The 15,143-nt window shown below is 72.3% G+C and carries 17 protein-coding genes; 7 read left to right on the top strand and 10 right to left on the bottom strand.

The features are described 5' to 3' along the window. The first annotated feature begins 24 nt into the window (after positions 1 to 24). Genes ASD69_RS11140 through ASD69_RS11125 form a run of 4 tightly spaced genes read left to right on the top strand, consistent with a single transcriptional unit; the run spans position 25 to position 4,089 of the window. Positions 25 to 1,206, top strand: a complete 1,182-nt coding sequence (locus ASD69_RS11140; RefSeq protein WP_056177806.1) for a beta-ketoacyl-[acyl-carrier-protein] synthase family protein — start codon at positions 25 to 27, stop codon at positions 1,204 to 1,206. Then, positions 1,203 to 1,982, top strand: a complete 780-nt coding sequence (locus ASD69_RS11135) for a beta-ketoacyl synthase chain length factor (RefSeq protein ID WP_056177804.1) — start codon at positions 1,203 to 1,205, stop codon at positions 1,980 to 1,982. Before ASD69_RS11140 ends, ASD69_RS11135 begins: the two co-directional genes overlap by 4 nt. Continuing rightward, positions 1,975 to 2,802 carry a glycosyltransferase family 2 protein gene (locus ASD69_RS11130; protein WP_056177803.1) on the top strand — a complete coding sequence of 276 codons (828 nt, stop codon included), beginning with the start codon at positions 1,975 to 1,977 and terminating at the stop codon, positions 2,800 to 2,802. Before ASD69_RS11135 ends, ASD69_RS11130 begins: the two co-directional genes overlap by 8 nt. Positions 2,803 to 2,838: 36 nt before the next feature. Further along, on the top strand, positions 2,839 to 4,089 hold the full coding sequence (locus tag ASD69_RS11125) for a cation:proton antiporter (protein ID WP_056177801.1): 1,251 nt from the start codon (positions 2,839 to 2,841) through the stop codon (positions 4,087 to 4,089). Positions 4,090 to 4,101: 12 nt separating this feature from the next. Here ASD69_RS11125 and ASD69_RS11120 read toward each other — a convergent pair whose 3' ends face one another. The 10 genes from ASD69_RS11120 to ASD69_RS11075 all read right to left on the bottom strand — a co-directional run bounded on the left by ASD69_RS11120 (position 4,102) and on the right by ASD69_RS11075 (position 12,101). Further along, complete coding sequence (locus ASD69_RS11120) at positions 4,102 to 4,584, bottom strand: hypothetical protein (RefSeq protein ID WP_200943984.1); 483 nt, start codon at positions 4,582 to 4,584, stop codon at positions 4,102 to 4,104. 308 nt (positions 4,585 to 4,892) lie between these two features. Continuing rightward, a complete protein-coding gene (gene fabG / locus ASD69_RS11115; RefSeq protein ID WP_056177799.1) occupies positions 4,893 to 5,633 on the bottom strand; it encodes a 3-oxoacyl-ACP reductase FabG in 741 nt (246 codons plus the stop codon). A 129-nt stretch (positions 5,634 to 5,762) separates the two neighbouring features. After that, the gene (locus tag ASD69_RS11110) at positions 5,763 to 6,248 is read right to left on the bottom strand and encodes a hypothetical protein (RefSeq protein ID WP_056177797.1); all 486 of its coding nucleotides are present in this window, start codon (positions 6,246 to 6,248) and stop codon (positions 5,763 to 5,765) included. A gap of 76 nt (positions 6,249 to 6,324) precedes the next feature. Further along, the gene (locus ASD69_RS11105; RefSeq protein WP_056177795.1) at positions 6,325 to 6,756 is read right to left on the bottom strand and encodes a hypothetical protein; all 432 of its coding nucleotides are present in this window, start codon (positions 6,754 to 6,756) and stop codon (positions 6,325 to 6,327) included. Further along, complete coding sequence (locus ASD69_RS11100) at positions 6,743 to 9,088, bottom strand: MMPL family transporter (RefSeq protein WP_056177793.1); 2,346 nt, start codon at positions 9,086 to 9,088, stop codon at positions 6,743 to 6,745. Before ASD69_RS11100 ends, ASD69_RS11105 begins: the two co-directional genes overlap by 14 nt. Continuing rightward, positions 9,085 to 9,804, bottom strand: a complete 720-nt coding sequence (locus ASD69_RS11095) for a LolA-related protein (protein ID WP_304438365.1) — start codon at positions 9,802 to 9,804, stop codon at positions 9,085 to 9,087. The genes ASD69_RS11100 and ASD69_RS11095 overlap by 4 nt, the downstream gene beginning before the upstream one ends. Next, on the bottom strand, positions 9,707 to 10,741 hold the full coding sequence (locus ASD69_RS11090; RefSeq protein ID WP_056177791.1) for an acyltransferase: 1,035 nt from the start codon (positions 10,739 to 10,741) through the stop codon (positions 9,707 to 9,709). Before ASD69_RS11090 ends, ASD69_RS11095 begins: the two co-directional genes overlap by 98 nt. Beyond that, positions 10,738 to 11,025, bottom strand: coding sequence for a dehydratase (locus tag ASD69_RS11085; protein WP_056177788.1), 288 nt, complete (start codon positions 11,023 to 11,025; stop codon positions 10,738 to 10,740). Before ASD69_RS11085 ends, ASD69_RS11090 begins: the two co-directional genes overlap by 4 nt. A 70-nt stretch (positions 11,026 to 11,095) precedes the next feature. Continuing rightward, entirely contained in the window at positions 11,096 to 11,785 is a 690-nt protein-coding gene (locus tag ASD69_RS11080; RefSeq protein WP_056177786.1) for a hypothetical protein, read from the bottom strand. A 46-nt stretch (positions 11,786 to 11,831) separates the two neighbouring features. Further along, positions 11,832 to 12,101, bottom strand: coding sequence for a phosphopantetheine-binding protein (locus ASD69_RS11075; RefSeq protein WP_056177784.1), 270 nt, complete (start codon positions 12,099 to 12,101; stop codon positions 11,832 to 11,834). A gap of 123 nt (positions 12,102 to 12,224) precedes the next feature. Here ASD69_RS11075 and ASD69_RS11070 point away from each other — a divergent pair, with 123 nt between their 5' ends. From ASD69_RS11070 to ASD69_RS11060, 3 genes are all read left to right on the top strand, one after another. Beyond that, on the top strand, positions 12,225 to 13,616 hold the full coding sequence (locus ASD69_RS11070) for an NAD(P)/FAD-dependent oxidoreductase (protein ID WP_082576428.1): 1,392 nt from the start codon (positions 12,225 to 12,227) through the stop codon (positions 13,614 to 13,616). Then, positions 13,613 to 14,632, top strand: coding sequence for a hypothetical protein (locus ASD69_RS11065; protein ID WP_056177782.1), 1,020 nt, complete (start codon positions 13,613 to 13,615; stop codon positions 14,630 to 14,632). The genes ASD69_RS11070 and ASD69_RS11065 overlap by 4 nt, the downstream gene beginning before the upstream one ends. A 189-nt stretch (positions 14,633 to 14,821) precedes the next feature. Then, entirely contained in the window at positions 14,822 to 15,070 is a 249-nt protein-coding gene (locus tag ASD69_RS11060; protein WP_056177780.1) for a hypothetical protein, read from the top strand. Positions 15,071 to 15,143: the final 73 nt, after the last annotated feature.

Here is a 15,143-nt window from a genome sequence, read left to right as displayed (position 1 = left end):
CTTGAGTCGTTGCCGCCCCCGCCCATGCCCGCGCTGGCGATCCGCGCGTACACCGCGACCACCGCCCTGGGCCGCGGCCGCGAGGCCCAGGCCCAGGCCCTGCGCGAACGCCGCGGCGGCCTGCGCCGCAACGACTTCGGCCACGACCCGCTGGACTGCTGGATCGGCCGCGTCGACGGCCTGGAAAGCCTGGCGCTGCCGGCCGAGCTGGCCGACTGGGACTGCCGCAACAACCGCCTGGCCTGGCTGGCGCTGAACCAGGACGGCCTGCCCGAGGCCCTGACCGCGCTGGTCGCGCGCCGCGGCGCCGAGCGCGTGGCGCTGGTGCTGGGCACCTCCACGGCCAGCATCGGCGCCACCGAGGAAGCCTATACGCGCCTGACCGACGGCCGCTTTCCGGCCGACCTCGCGCGCGGCGAAATCCATCAGCCGCATTCCCTGGGCGGCTTCGTGCAACGCGCGACCGGCCTGCGCGGCCCCTGCGTGACCGTGGCCACCGCCTGCTCGTCCAGCGCCAAGGTATTCGCCCAAGCCGCACGCCTGATCGCCGCCGGTTACGCCGACGCGGCCCTGGTCGGCGGCGTCGATACCTTGTGCGGCAGCGTGCTGTTCGGATTCAACTCGCTGCAGTTGGTCGCCAGCGAACCCTGCAAGCCGTTCGATGCCGCGCGCGTGGGCCTGTCGCTGGGCGAGGCGGGCGGTTACGCCCTGATCGAACGTATCGACGGCGATGATGCCGGCGCGCTGCAACTGCGCGGCTATGGCGAATCCAGCGACGCCCACCACATGTCCGCGCCGCACCCGCAAGGCCTGGGCGCGCAGCTGGCGATGCGCGACGCGCTCGCGCGCGCGGGCATCGACGCGGCCCAGGTCGGCTATCTCAATCTGCACGGCACCGCCACGCCGGCCAACGATCAGGCCGAGGCGATCGCGGTGGCCGCGCTGTTCCCCGACGGCCTGCACGCCAGCTCGACCAAGGGCTGGACCGGCCACACCCTGGGCGCGGCCGGCATCGTCGAATCGACGGTCGCGCTGCTCGCGCTGGAGCGCGGCGAGCTGCCCGGCATTCTCAACAGCACCGCGCCCGACCCGGTGTGCGGTCCGCAGATCCGTTTCGACAATGCGCACAAGCCGATCCGTTACGCGATGAACAATTCCTTCGGTTTCGGCGGCAACAACTGCTCGCTGGTGTTCGGACGCGCATGACCGCCATCGCTTACATCGAAGGCATCGCCTATTGGAGCCGCGGCCTGCCCTCGTGGACCGCCGCGCGCGACTACGCCGGCGGCGCCGAGGCGGTCGCCGACGCGCCCGTGCGGCCTTCGCCGCAGTTGCTGCCGGCCAACGAGCGCCGGCGCGCGCCGGAAACCGTGGCGGTGGCGCTGGAAGTGGCGCTTGCGGCCTGCCAGGCGGCGGGACGCGACCCGGCCACGCTGGCCTCGGTGTTCGCGTCCGCGCACGGCGACCTGGCGATCACCGACTACATGTGCGCGACCCTGGCCGAGGATCCGCGCGCGATCTCGCCCACGCGCTTCCACAACTCGGTGCACAACGCCGCGGCCGGCTACTGGACCATCGGCGCCGGCTGCATGCGCGCCGCGACCGCGATCGGCGCCGGACAGGCCAGCTTCGCCCAAGGCCTGATCGAGGCGCTGGCGCAGTTGGGCGACAACGCCGAGGCGGTGTTGCTGGTCGGCTACGACGGCGAAGCCGGCGGCGCGCTGGCCACGGTCGCGCCCAGCACCGGCCTGATCGGCGGCGCGCTGGTGCTGTCGCGCACGCCGCGCGCGGGCACGGTGGGCATGCGCGCGCGGCTGCGCGACGGCGCGGCCGACGCCGGCGGCGCCCTCACGCAGCGCTCGCAGGGCAATGCGATGGCGGCGATGCTGCCTTTGTTCGATGCGCTGGCCGCCGCCAGCGCGCAGGTGTGCCTGGCCGCGGGCGCCGATCGCGTGCTGGAACTGGAGCTTGCGCATGACTGAGCCCGGGCGCCCGGAACGCGACAACGTCGCGGTGGTGATCCCCGCGCTCAACGAATCCTTGCGCATCCGCGAGACCGTGATCGGCGCGCTCGCGCACTGCCCGAACGTGATCGTGATCGACGACGGTTCCGACGACGGCACCGCCGAGTGCATCGCCGACTTGCCGGCGACGGTGCTGCGCCACCCGCGGCGCATGGGCAAGGGCGCGAGCCTGCGCGACGGCTTCCGCGAGGCGCTGCGACGCGGCTACGCCGGCGTGCTGACCCTGGACGGCGATGGCCAGCACGACCCCGCCGATCTGCCGCGCTTGCTGGCCAGCGCGCAGCGCCACCCCGGCTGCATCGTGATCGGCGCGCGTTTGCGCAAGCGCGCCTCGGCGCCAGTGTACCGGCGCCTGGCCAACGAGTTCGGCGACTGGGGCATCGGCTGGGGCTGCGGTTACCGCATCGCCGACAGCCAGAGCGGCCAACGCTATTACCCGGCGGCGGTGTGCGCGCTGGACGAGGTGCCCGGCGAGGACTTCGTGTTCGAGGCGCAGATCCTGATCTCGGCCGCGCGCCGGCTCGGCACCGGCGTGGTCTCGGTGCCGATCGAATCGCGCTATCAGCAGGCCAACGACGAGGTGCGGTTCCGCAAGAGCCACTTCCGTCCGCTGCGCGATCTGTACCGCATCACCTCGCACGTGGTGGCGCAGGTCTGGGGCCATGGCGACGTAATGGAGGAGTACCGGCGCACGCGCGCGGCCGCGCCGGTGATCGACGACCCCAGCGGCGAATTCGCCGGCGGCCGCGAGCGCGACCTGCCCGCCGAACCGCGCTGAGCGCGCGAGCCACGCACGACACCGGAAGCCGCGCCGATGACCCATACCCTGCTGCTGCAACTGCTGGTGATCCTGGTGGTGGCGCGCGCCTGCGGCGCGGTGCTGAAGCGCTTCGGCCAGCCCGCGGTGGTCGGCGAGATGGCCGCCGGTTTCGTGCTCGGCCCGGTGGTGTTCGGCGCGGTGCTGCCCGAGGCGCATGCGGCCTTGTTCGCGCCGGCCTCGCTGCCGGCGCTGGGCTCGCTGTCGACCTTGGGCCTGGTGTTGTTCATGTTCATCGTCGGCGCCGAGCTGCGCGCGCCCGACGGCGTGCGCGCGCAATTGCGCGAGGCCGGCGCGGTCGGTTTGTTCGGCGTGCTGCTGCCGGTGGTCCTGGGCATCGCGGTGTCGCCCTGGCTGCATCCGCTGGCGCCAGCGGGCGTCGGCTTCTGGCCGTTCGCGCTGTTCATGGCCGCGGCGATGTCGATCACCGCCTTCCCGGTGATGGCGCGCATCCTCAAGGACCGCGGCCTCAGCCAGACCCGCCTGGGCCGGCTGGCGCTGGGCTCGGCGGCGATCGCCGACGTGTTCGCCTGGATCGTGCTGGCGCTGGTGGTGGCCCTGGTCGGCAGCGGCGAAGGCGCCTGGGGCTTCGCCAAGATCTGCATCGGCCTGCTGGCGCTGCTGGGCCTGGCCTTCGGCGTGCTCAAGCCCGCCTACGCGGCCCTGCTGCGCCGCTACGCGCCCGACGGCCATCCCTCGGTGGCGATGCTGGCCGCGCTGGTGATCGGGCTGCTCGCCTGCGCCGCGCTGACCGAATGGCTGGGCCTGCACGCGGTGTTCGGCGCCTTCGTGTTCGGCGCCTGCCTGCCGCGCGACGACCGCCTGCTGCGCACCCTGACCGAGCGCCTGGAATACGCGGCGGTGGTGATCCTGATGCCGATCTTCTTCGCCCTGGCCGGTCTCAACACCCGCGCCGAGGCCTTCGTCGGCGCAGGCCTGGGCGCGTTGGCGCTGATCCTGGTGGTGGCGGTGGCCGGCAAGATCGCCGGCGGCGCGCTGGGCGCGCGCATCGCCGGCTACGGCTGGCGCGACAGCCTGGCCACGGGCGCGCTGATGAACGCGCGCGGGCTGATGGAGCTGATCGTGATGAAGGTCGGCCTGGACGCGGGCCTGATCGGGCCGGAGCTGTTCACCATGCTGCTGGCGATGGCGATCGCGACCACGGTGATGACCTCGCCGCTGCTGAGCCTGTTCGCCGGCCGCGCGGCGCTGCCCGACGCGCCACGCGCACAAGGCACGCGGCGCTAGGACGCGCGCGACTCAGTTGCGCGGCGGCACCGGCGGCAGCGGCGCGCTCGGGCCGGGATCGCCGAGCGGCGGCGGATTGGCGACCCAGATCGCGACGCCGTGGCCGTACTTCTGACGCGGCGTGATGTCGATGCCGACGCCGCCGGAACTGAAGCTGCGGCCGCCGTAACGGCCGCCGCCGGCGCCGACGCTGACCCCGCCGCCGCCGTAGCCGTCCTCGGTGCCCTGGAACAGCACGCCGTTGGCGCCGAGCTTGGCGGCCTCGGTGCGCAGCTTGCCGATCACCGAGTTCATCTTGTTCTGTTCGCCGTAGGTGAACGCACCGCTGTTGCTCTGCAGCGTGGCGATCTGCTCGTAACCGCCCGGCGGCGGCGCGAAGTACACGCGCACCTGAGCCGGATCGATCGGCGGCCGCGGCGAGCCGACCAGGACGTGCGAACTGGCGCAGGCGGCCAGCATCGGAATCAGCAGGGCGATAGCGAGACGACGGCGCATGGCGCGACTCCGCGGGTGGACAGTTGCGGCCATGCTACCCCCGACCCCGGGAGGTGGGGTGACGGCGCGCCGAACGGGCGTCGCGGGCCGACGGGTGGGGTGATGGGGGCGGGTGCGACGACGACGGGAGTGCACGGCTTCGATCGGCTGTCGTCGCGGGCGGAGGAGAACCAAGTCACTGGATCCCCGCCTTCGCGGGGATGACGGATCGAAACCATGCTGGTGGCCGTAGCCCTTCCAGTATCCCCAATCCCCAATCCCCAATCCCCAATCCCGAATCCCGAATCGCCAATCCCGATTCCCGGCCCCTAACCCATGCCGCCGTTGATCCCGATCACCTGGCCGTTGATGTAGCCGGCCGCGTCCGAGCACAGAAAGCCGACCAGGGCCGCGACCTCGTCCGGGCGGCCGGCGCGGCCAGCCGGCACCAGCTGGCGCAGGGTCTCGGGCGGAAACGCGTCGGCGGCCATGCGGCCTTCGATCACGCCCGGCGCGACCACGTTGACGGTGATCCCGCGCGAGGCCATTTCGCGCGCCAGCGACATCGAGGCACCGTGCAGGCCGGCCTTGGCCGCGGCGTAGTTGGTCTGGCCGCGATTGCCCAGCACCGCCGCCACCGACGACACGCTCACGATCCGGCCCCAGCGCGTGCGCGCCATCGGCAGCAGCAGCGGCTGGGTCACGTGGAAGAAGCCGTGCAGCGAAATGTCGATCACGCGCTTCCACTGCGCATCGCTCATGCCGGCCATCGGCGCATCGTCGTGCACGCCGGCGTTGTTGACCACGACCTGGACCGGGCCGTCGGCCAGCAGCCCCTCGATCGCCGCGCGCGCGGCCTCGCCGTCGGCGACGTCGAAGGCCACCGCCTGGGCGCTGCCGCCGGCTTCGCGGATCGCCGCGACCGTGGCCTGGGCGCGTTCGGGATTGGCGTTGGCGTGCACGATCACGTGCAGGCCGTCGGCGCCCAGGCGCGCGCAGATCGCCGCGCCGAGATCGCCGCTGCCGCCGGTGACCAGGGCGCGACGGGCGGTGGAGGACGACTGGCTCATGCGCAGGGCTCGCGGCGGCGGAAACCGCGATTGTCCCCGCAGCGCGGCTGCGGCGAAAGCGCCCTGCGCGGACACGGTGGCGTGCGCGCTAGCGTCGCGACCGGGCGCGGCGGCCGGGTGCGCGCCGGCTCAGTACGGCGCGAAACCTTCCGGATACGGCGGATCGCCGTCGTCGCCGCTGCTGTTGGCGGTCTGCGCCAGGGTCTGGGTGACGATCGCGCCGGTGTCGCTGCAAGCCAGCTGCTGGCTGCCCTCCCACACCGCCCAGTCCTCGCCGTTGCCGTCCAGCACCACGATCCAGAACTGCAGCGTGCGCTGCGCGTAAGGCTCCATCCGCATCGAGGGCGGATCCACGAAACTCACCGTGACCGCGCCGCTGTCGTCCTGGCTCTGGTTCCAGCCGTTGAACACCATCGACTGGCCGTGCACCAGTTGGAACAGGTCGGTCCAGGTATCCGGCGCCATGCCCTCGACGTAGGGGCGGTCGGTGCGCTCGATCCAGTTCAGGCGCGCGTTGTCGCGCTCCTGCAGGGCGATGCGCAAGGTGAAGCGATGGCCGAACTGGCCGTCGGCCTGATACGGCTCCACGCTCAGCAATTCGAACTCGAGGCTCATGGCGGTTCTCCGGTAGCGGCGGCGCGAACCCGCGCGACATCTACCTGGAACGCGCCGCCGCCGGCGCTGTGAACGCTCAGTCCGGGCGCAGCATCACCGCGGCGCGGCCGCGGGCGAGCACGACGCCCTCGTGATGCACGTCGAACTCGTATTGCCAGCTGTCGCCGCCGTCGACCAGCTTGCGCGCCTGCGCCTCGATCGCGCCGGGCAGATCGTCGATGCGGGCCACGCGCAGTTCGACGCCGCGCAAGGCCACCAGAAAGCCGGGGCGTGCCGCGCCGCCGGACGCGCGCGCGAGCAGGCCGCCATGCACCGCCATCGCCTGCGCGCCGTACTCGCACAGGTGCAGCGCGCGCAGGCGGCCGTGGCTGCGCAGCGGATGCGCGGGATCGCGATGCCCGTGGCTGCGCAAACGAATGGCGTCGGCGTTCCAGTCCAGCACCTCCTCCCACAGGCACATCGTGCCCTGGTGCGGAATCAGCGCGGCGATGTCCTCACGGCTGCGCATCGGCGCGCTCCCGCATGCTCGCCGGCTCGCGCACGATCAATAGCGCGAGCACGAAGTTGAAGGCCACGCCCAGCGCGACCGTGGCGCCGATCGCGCGCAGCACCGGAATCGACGAGGACGCCAACAGCGCGAACACCAGCAAGGTGGTCAGGCTGCAGACGATCACCGCGTGCAGGGTGCGCAGCTGTTCGGCGTAGTCGTCGCCGGCGTGGTCGAAGAACAGCGCGTAATCCAGGCCCAGGCCGGCGGCCAGGATCAGCGCGACCAGATGGAACAGGTTGAGCTCGATGCCCAGCCCGCGCAGCACCGCCAGAATCAACAGCGTGGTCAGCGCCATCGGCGCCAGCACCCGCAGCACCCGCCGCGGCGAGCGCAGCGCGATCCATACCGTGAGCGTCAGCAGCAACGCCGCCAGGCCCAGGGCCAACAGCACGCGCCCGCGGTAGGCGGCGACCAGCGACTCGGAGGCCTGCTTGAGATCCAGCAGTTGGGCGCCGTGCGCGCTGGCCACGCGCGCGACCGCGGCCGGGTCTTTCAATCCGTTCAGCGAGACCAGCGCGGTGGCGTGGCCGGGCCGCTGCAGCAGTAGGCCGGCGACGCTGGCCGCCAGCGGCGTGCCGTCCAGGTCGGCCGCGATCAGCGGCGGCGCGCTACGCGCGGCGGCGACGTCGGCAGCGAAACCGGCGAAGGCATCGGCGCGGAACGGGCTGTCGGCGACCGCCGAGGCTAGCGCCGCATCCAGCGTGGCCGCGCCCGGCAGTTTGATCTGGCGCGCGCGCTGGGTGGCCGCGCTGGGCAGATAGCGCGCGGCCAGGTCGTAGCCGGCGATCGCGCCCTGCGCGCGCAAGGTTTGCAGCGCCGGCAGCAGGCGTTCGGAAGCGCGCAGCGCGGCCTCGGCATCGCCGGCCTCCAACGCGATCACGTAACGCACGTCGGGCGCGCCCAGCTCGCCGCGCAGTTGCGCGTCGCGCGCGAGCGCGTCGGCCGGCACCGGGGTGAGCTTGGCCAGATCGTTCTGCCAGAACGCGCCCGGCGCCAGCCAGGCCACGCCCAGCGCGAGCGCGGCCAGCGCCAGCATCGCCGGCACGCGCAGACGCGGCAGCCGCGCCAGCGCCGCCCAGGCGCGCGCCAGCCAGGCCGAATCGGCGGCGTCGCGCGGCGACGGATCGATCAGCGCCGGCAGCAGGAAGCGCGTGGTCAGCGCGGCCGTGCCCAGGCCGACGATGGTGAACACCGCCAACTGCTTGAGCCCGTCCACGCCGGAGACCAGGAAGGTCAGATAGGCGATGCAGGTCGAGGCCACGCCGGTGCCCAGGGTCGGCCACAGCGCGCGCGCGCTGGCCCAGGGCGACAGGCCCGGCCGCTGATGGCTGAACAGATGGATCGGATAGTCCTGGGCGACGCCGATCAAGGTGAAACCGAACGCGACGGTGATGCCGTGCACGCCATCGAACATCAGCGCGACCGCGCCCAGGCCGGCCAGACCGGCGCTGGCCAGCGGCAGGCCGCCCAGCAGCGGCGCTTTCCAGCTGCGATAGGCCAGCCACAGCAGCAGCACGAACACCAGGCTGTCGATGGTGCCGATCAGGCTGGCCTCGCGCGCGGTGCGGCCGCCGATCTCGACCGAGAACGCGCCCGGCCCGCTCAGGGTGAGCTGCGCCTTGGACGCGCCGCGCGCCTGCGCGAACGCGGCACGGATCGCGTCCACCGCGGCCTGCTGGCCGGTGGGATCGAAGCCCGCCGCGCGCGTTTCCAGCGCCAGCAGCGCTTCGCGCCCGGCGCGGTCGAACCAGACCCCATGCAAGCGCTGCGGCGCGTTCGCCGGCTGCCAGGCCTCGGCCAGCTTCAGGGTTTCCAGGGTGGGATCGTTCGGCAGCAGCGGCTCCAGCATCGCCGAGGCCGGCGAGCCCAGATCCTGCACGCGCGCCTGCAGCTCCTCGCCCAGATAGGCGGCGTCGAAGGCCTGGGTGTCCAAGGTCGGCGACAACAGGTAGCGGTACGGGCGCAGGCGTTCGGGGATCGCGTCCAGGCCGAGGTCGGCGCCGTTGGCGACCAGCTTGAATTCCGGTTTGGTCGCGAGCGCCGCGCGCATCGCCTGCGACTGCGCCGCCAGCGTTTGCGGCGTGTCGCCCGACAACGCCACCAACAGCAGACGCGAGCCCGGGCCTTCGCCGAGTTCGTCGATCAACAGCTTCTGCGCGGGCGTGCGCGCGCTGGGCATGAAGCGGCGCAGATCGCCGCTGAGCTCCAGGTGCCCGCTGATCGCCCAGCCCGCGAGCGCCAGCGCGGCCAGCCACAGCAGCGCGAGGGCGAGACGACGCGCCGGCGTCATCGCTGGGCGGCGCCGTGGCCGCGGCACAGCGCCGCGAATTGGCTGGCGTCGGTGACGTTGGCCGCTTCGCGCGCCGCGCCGGCCAGCAAGGTGCGCTGCAGTTCGATGCCGCCGCTGGCGTCCGAACGCGCGGGGCGCGCTTCGATGCAGCGCAGCTCGGCGCCGCGCCCGCGCAGGGTGATGCCCTGCAGCTTGGCCGCGACCGCGCTGCTGCGCGGCGTGAGCGTCATGGTCCACTGCTGGCGCGTGCCTTCGGCGGCGACCAGGTACTGCTGCTCCAGGCGTTTGCGGTCGCCGGCCAGCAGGGCGCCGAAGCTGGCCTGCAGGCCGGCCAGTTCCGGCGCGCGCGCCAGCGAGAACGTGCGCGCGGCCTTGCCGGCGCGCTGGATCTTCACTTCGCCGGCGCGGATGGTGGTGGTCTCGGCATAGGGCGCGCGCACCTCGCGCACCAGAGTGTCGTATTCCAGGCGCTGGTACTCGCCGCTCAGGCGCAGCGGCGCCTTGAGCAGGGCCGAGCCGCGGATCTCGACGAAGGCGGTGCGCATCGACGCCGGCTGGGCCAGGCGCGCCAGGATCCAGTCCGGGTCCACCGCCGCGCCTGAGCCGCTCGCGGCCGGCTCAGGCGGAGCGGCGCTCAGCGAGCCGGCGACGCAGGCCAGCGCCAGCGCCCAGGCCCAGCGGCGCGGCCGGATCGTCGGGTGCGCTGCCGCCTTCATGGGCGCCGCTGTCTTGCGCTGTGCTGTCTTGAACCGCGTCATCGGCATGCCAGAAGTCGTAGAAGTTGAACCAGTTGTAGGGGGCGTCGTAGGCGTGGTGCTGCAGGCGCGCGGCATAGCGTTCGACCATCTTCGCCAGCACCCGCGCCCGATCCTGGCGCGCGATCGCCGATCCGTCGCTGAACGGCTCGAACACCAGATCGTAGCGGGCGCCGCCGCGGTACACGCCGAACGCCAGCAGCACCGGCGCCCTCAGGGTCGCGGCGACCAGCCAGGGCGCCAGCGGAAACGGCGCCGGCGCGCCCAGGAACGGCGTGCGCAGCCAGGGCTCGCCGGGGCGCGCGCGATCGACCAGCAAGGCCACCAACGCGCCTTCGTCCAGGGCCTGCTTCACCGCCAGCACGATCGCCGGGCCGTCCTGGCCGGCGTCGATCACGCCGGCGGCGATGCGCGGATCCAGCGAATCCAGCAACTGGGTCATGGCCGGGTTGTGCGACTTGTCGAACACCACCCGCACCTGCACCTCCGGCGCGCTGCGCGCGAGCACGCGCAGGGCCTCGAAGCTGCCCAGATGGGAACCGAAGATCAGCGCGCCGCCGCGCGCGTGCTGGGCGCGCAGCTCCTCCAGCCCGCTCACCCGGACGTCGAAGTAATGCATCTGCCCGCCGAGCATGAACAAGCGGTCGAGGATGGTCGCGGCGAAGGTGTGGATGTGACGGGCCACGTCCCACAGGCCCGGCGCGCGATTCAGGGCGCGCGCCAGATAAGCGCGCGAGGCGCGCCGCTCGGGGCCGCGCACCAGCACGAAGTAGACGGTGATCGGGTACAGGCACAGCCGCGCCAGGCCGCGTCCGCCGTGGCGGGCGATCGCGCGCAGCACGCGCAGGGCGAAGGGGCTGCCGCCCTCGGGGCGCTGCTTCCAGTGCTCGCCGCTCATGCCGGCGCGTCCGCGACGACTTCGCCGCTGGCCAGCAGGGTGTCGCCGCGCAGCACCCGAAAGCGCCAGCGCGGCGCGGCGCCGTCCAGCTCGATGCGCGCGGTCTGTTCGGGCAGCAGCGGCTGGGCGAACTTCACCTGCGGCAGGCGCAGCCCGTTCAGCGGACCGTGCCCGGTTTCGATCGCGTCCAGCACCCGGTCCAACACGACCACGCCCGGCACGACCGGCCGGCCGGGGAAATGCCCGGGCAGGCTGGGGTGGTCGGCGGCGATGCGGAATTCCATGCGGGAGGCGTTCGGCGGTGGTCCGGCGACAGGATAAGCCACGGCCGGTGACGCCATGCCGATCCTGGCGTCAGTCGAACAGGCTGCGCCAGAACGCCGGGCCCAACCCGCCCATGCGGCGCAGGAAATCCCAGAAATTGCGGTAGGGCCGGTCCTGGAACACGCGCTTGCGGAACTGGTACTCGCCGATGAAGAAGCCGCCGACGATGCCGTAGTTGAGCAGGTTGGCGAACAGCGACCACTGGTCCTGGCTGATCGCGATCGGCGGGGTCTGGCCCAGCCGCGCGAGCACGCCGCCGGGCACGGCGATCATCGCCAGCGCGGCGTTGGCCAGCGCCAGCCCGCCCAGCAGCCAGGCCCAGATCGCGGTGAGCTGGCGCGAGTAGCGGTAGACATCGGCCCGCAACTGGCTGGGCGTGCAGGCGTCCAGGGCGGCGACGATGCGGGTGATCAGGCCCTCGCGCGGCGCGCGCAGGCTGCGCGCGAACCACCACGACAGGGCGCCGGTGAACAGCACCGGCGGGGTCAGCAGCAACAGCTGCGGATAGATCGTGTGGGCGATCGCGGCCAAGCCGGCCACGATCGCCGCGAACAGCAGCCAGGCGCCCACGCGCAGGTGCAGCAAGGCCTCGATCTGCACGATCAGGGCCAGGTCGATCAGGGCGATCGCCGCCGGCCAGCCGCCGCCGTCGTGGCTGGCCCAGTGCGCCAGCAGGGGGTAGGCGATCGCCAGCAGCAGCCGCAGCACGGCGCCGGTCATGGCTGGACGGTCCGTGCGCGCGAGCGGCGGCCGGGCGCGGGCGCGCTCAGGCGGCCCGGCTTTGTTCGATGTGGGCCGACAGCGCGCGCAGCGAACCGAAGATGCGGCGGTTTTCCTCGCTGTCCGAGCGCAATTGGAAGCCGTACTGCTTGGACACCGCCAGGGCCAGCTCCAAGGCATCGATCGAGTCCAGGCCCAGTCCGTCGCCGAACAGCGCCGCCTCGGGGTCGATTTGGGCCGGATCGACATCCTCCAGGTTCAGGCTTTCGACCAGGAGCTGCGCGAGTTCGCGTTCGGCGGGGTTCTGTTCGGACATCGGGTCGATCCAACGGCGGGCGGCAAGGTGCGCCACGATCCGGCATCGGGCGGCCGCGCGCAACCGTCCCCAGGTCCGGTCCGCCCCGGACAGCGATCACGAACGGCGAGCTATCATTCTCCGATGAGCTCAACCATCCCCGCGCCCGGCCCCGCCGACGCCCCGCCGGACGCAAACCTGAACAGCCCCGCCTCCACCTCGGAACTCAGCCCCGACGTCCTGGTCATCGGCGGCGGCCCCGCCGGCACCACCGCCGCGACCCTGCTCGCGCGCAAGGGCTGGAAGGTGCTGCTGCTGGAGAAGGACGCGCACCCGCGCTTCCACATCGGCGAATCGCTGCTGCCGATGAACCTGCCCATCCTCGAGCGCCTGGGCGTGCTCGAGCAGGTCAAGGCCATCGGCACCCACAAGCCGGGCGCCGAGTTCCCGATCGACGAGCACAACTACAACACCTTCCGCTTCGAGCGCGCGCTGGATCCCAAGTTCGGCTACGCCTACCAGGTCAAGCGCGAGGAATTCGACCAACTGCTGTTCCGCAACGCCCAGGCCAACGGCGTGGACGCGCGCGAGCGGGTCAAGGTCGAGAAGGTGGAGTTCGGCGCCGACGGGCGTCCGTCGCTGGTGCACGCGCGCGACGCCGACGGCGCCGCCCTGACCGTGCGGCCGCGCTACGTGGTCGACGGCAGCGGCCGCGACGCGTTCTTCGGCAGCCAGCTCAAGCTCAAGAAGAAAAACCCGCTGCACCAGTCGGCGGCGATCTTCAGCCATTTCACCGGCGTCGAACGCCGCGACGGCGAGGACGCCGGCAACATCACCGTGCAGCGTTTCTCGCACGGCTGGATGTGGCTGATCCCGCTGCAGAAGGACGTGATGAGCGTCGGCGCGGTGTGCTTCCCCGAATACCTCAAGCAGCGCCGCGGCGAGACCGAGGCGTTCCTGATGAAGACCCTGGAGTCCGAGCCGCAGGTATGGGCGCGCATGCAGGGCGCCCAGCGCGTCGGCGCGGTCCACGTCACCGGCAACTACTCCTACACCTGCACCCGGATGACCGGGCCGGGCTGGGTCATGGTCGGCGACGCCTACGCCTTCGTCGATCCGGTGTTCTCCTCCGGCGTCTACCTGGGCATGAACAGCGGCGAGCAGGCGGCCGAGGTGGTCGACGGCGCGCTGCGCGATCCCGCGCGCGAGGCCGAGCTGCAGCGCGCGATGGTCAAGCGCCTCAAGCGCGGCCTCAAGCACTTCCAGTGGTTCATCTACCGCTTCACCACGCCGGTGATGCGCGCGCTGTTCAGCGCGCCGCGCAACTATTGGCAGGTCGAACAGGCGGTGATCTCGATGCTGGCCGGCGACGTGTTCGACAACCCGGCGGTGCTGCGCCGCCTGCGCATGTTCCGCTTCATCTATGCGATGACCGCGATCCGCATGGCGCCGCAGGCGCTGCGCGGCTGGTTGCGGCGCAAGCGCCAGGTCGGCGTCGATTTCCGCGGCGACACGCTGCAGCAGGGCAACCCGTGAGCGCGGCCGCGACCCTGGTGGCCGCCACGCCGCGCTACAGCGTCGACTACACCGACGCCACGCCCGCGCAGGCGCTGGCCGGCGACGACGTGCTGGCGGTGTTCGGCTTCGGCGCGAACGCCCCGCATCACGACGACCCGCGCTATCTGCGCGTGGCGCTGGAGCCTTACGGCGAGGCCAAGCTGGAAGTCTGGCGCGGTTCGGCGCCGGTGGCCTGCGGCCGCGACGGCGACCTGGCCTGGTCGGAGGACGGCGCGCTGCAGTTCGGTGCGCTGGAACTGGACGAACCGCCGGGCCTGCACGTCAACGACGGCATCGCCGCGGTCGCCGAGACCATCTACGCGCGCATGGTCGAATTCACCCGCGCGCGCGGCTACCCGCACCTGTTGCGGATCTGGAACTACCTCGACGGCATCACCGTCGGCCAGGGCGACGCCGAGCGCTACCGCGTGTTCTGCGTCGGCCGCGCCGCCGGCCTGGGCGATTTCGAACCCGGCCAGCTGCCGGCCGCGACCGCGATCGGCAAAGTCAGCGAGGCCGGCGCAAGCCGCCGCCTGCTGGTGTACTGGCTGGCCTCGCGCACGCCCGGCACGCCGCTGGAGAACCCGCGCCAGATCAGCGCCTACCGCTACCCGCGCCAATACGGCCCGCAGCCGCCCAGCTTCGCGCGCGCGATGCTGCCGCCGCTGGGCAGCGCGATGCCGCTGCTGCTGTCGGGCACCGCGGCCATCGTCGGCCACGAGTCGCGCCACATCGACTCGGTCGACACCCAGCTCGACGAGACCCTGGCCAACTTCGACAGCCTGATCGCCGCCGCGCGCGCGCAACGGCCGTCGCTGCCGGCGCGCTTCGGCGCCGGCGCGCGCCTGAAGGTCTACGTGCGCGACCGCGAGGAAGTGCCGGCGGTGATGGCGGCGATGGACGCGCGCCTGCCCGGCATCCAGCGCATCGTGCTGCAGGCGGCGGTCTGCCGGCGCGAACTGCGCGTGGAAATCGACGGCGTCCACGACCTCTGAGCGTCGCCGGCGCGAAGCGTGGGGTGCGGTGAGCCAACGGCGAACCGCCCCAGCGTGCCCTCACGCCACCCGCGTCGCCGCCCACACCCGCCAGGGGTGCCGAAAGACACCCCCTCCAGCCCTTGAATCGCCGCGATTCGGCAGCATCATGGTCGCGAGCGCATCCGCGCCCGCATGGGAGAACGCACGATGGGATTGATCAGCCTGATTTGGGGCATCCTCGCGATGATCTGGATGGTGATCGCCCTGATTCCGCTGCTGGGCTGGGGCAATTGGCTGCTGATCCCGTTCGCGGCGGTCGGCGCCATCATCGCCGCGATCGGCATCCTGTTCACGCGCGAGCAGAACCGCGGCCGCGCCAAGACCGGCCTGGTGCTCAACGCCATCGTGATCGTGGTCGGCGTGATCCGCCTGTCGATGGGCGGCGGCATCATCTGAGTTCGCACGTAGCACCGTGATCCGCACAGGGTGGTTTCGCAGCCGCCCTGTGTGATGCCGCGACGGCTTCAGC

Origin of the sequence: Lysobacter sp. Root604 (assembly GCF_001427505.1) — a bacterium.
GTDB lineage: Bacteria > Pseudomonadota > Gammaproteobacteria > Xanthomonadales > Xanthomonadaceae > Lysobacter.
Note: the sequence above shows the minus strand (reverse complement) of the source record. Positions and strands in the feature narration are given on the sequence as shown.

What these genes read in the sequence shown, in the direction of transcription:
- ASD69_RS11105 (WP_056177795.1), bottom strand. Translation starts at nt 6,756, where the DNA reads ATGCGCAGCCGTGAGGACATCGCCGCGCTGATTCCGCACCAGGGCACG.
- ASD69_RS11100 (WP_056177793.1), bottom strand. Translation starts at nt 9,088, where the DNA reads ATGACGCCGGCGCGTCGTCTCGCCCTCGCGCTGCTGTGGCTGGCCGCG.
- ASD69_RS11120 (WP_200943984.1), bottom strand. Translation starts at nt 4,584, where the DNA reads ATGCGCCGTCGTCTCGCTATCGCCCTGCTGATTCCGATGCTGGCCGCC.
- ASD69_RS11095 (WP_304438365.1), bottom strand. Translation starts at nt 9,804, where the DNA reads ATGAAGGCGGCAGCGCACCCGACGATCCGGCCGCGCCGCTGGGCCTGG.
- ASD69_RS11125 (WP_056177801.1), top strand. Translation starts at nt 2,839, where the DNA reads ATGACCCATACCCTGCTGCTGCAACTGCTGGTGATCCTGGTGGTGGCG.
- ASD69_RS11070 (WP_082576428.1), top strand. Translation starts at nt 12,225, where the DNA reads ATGAGCTCAACCATCCCCGCGCCCGGCCCCGCCGACGCCCCGCCGGAC.
- ASD69_RS11110 (WP_056177797.1), bottom strand. Translation starts at nt 6,248, where the DNA reads ATGAGCCTCGAGTTCGAATTGCTGAGCGTGGAGCCGTATCAGGCCGAC.
- ASD69_RS11085 (WP_056177788.1), bottom strand. Translation starts at nt 11,025, where the DNA reads ATGGAATTCCGCATCGCCGCCGACCACCCCAGCCTGCCCGGGCATTTC.
- ASD69_RS11090 (WP_056177791.1), bottom strand. Translation starts at nt 10,741, where the DNA reads ATGAGCGGCGAGCACTGGAAGCAGCGCCCCGAGGGCGGCAGCCCCTTC.
- fabG (WP_056177799.1), bottom strand. Translation starts at nt 5,633, where the DNA reads ATGAGCCAGTCGTCCTCCACCGCCCGTCGCGCCCTGGTCACCGGCGGC.
- ASD69_RS11075 (WP_056177784.1), bottom strand. Translation starts at nt 12,101, where the DNA reads ATGTCCGAACAGAACCCCGCCGAACGCGAACTCGCGCAGCTCCTGGTC.
- ASD69_RS11130 (WP_056177803.1), top strand. Translation starts at nt 1,975, where the DNA reads ATGACTGAGCCCGGGCGCCCGGAACGCGACAACGTCGCGGTGGTGATC.
- ASD69_RS11060 (WP_056177780.1), top strand. Translation starts at nt 14,822, where the DNA reads ATGGGATTGATCAGCCTGATTTGGGGCATCCTCGCGATGATCTGGATG.
- ASD69_RS11140 (WP_056177806.1), top strand. Translation starts at nt 25, where the DNA reads ATGCCCGCGCTGGCGATCCGCGCGTACACCGCGACCACCGCCCTGGGC.
- ASD69_RS11135 (WP_056177804.1), top strand. Translation starts at nt 1,203, where the DNA reads ATGACCGCCATCGCTTACATCGAAGGCATCGCCTATTGGAGCCGCGGC.
- ASD69_RS11080 (WP_056177786.1), bottom strand. Translation starts at nt 11,785, where the DNA reads ATGACCGGCGCCGTGCTGCGGCTGCTGCTGGCGATCGCCTACCCCCTG.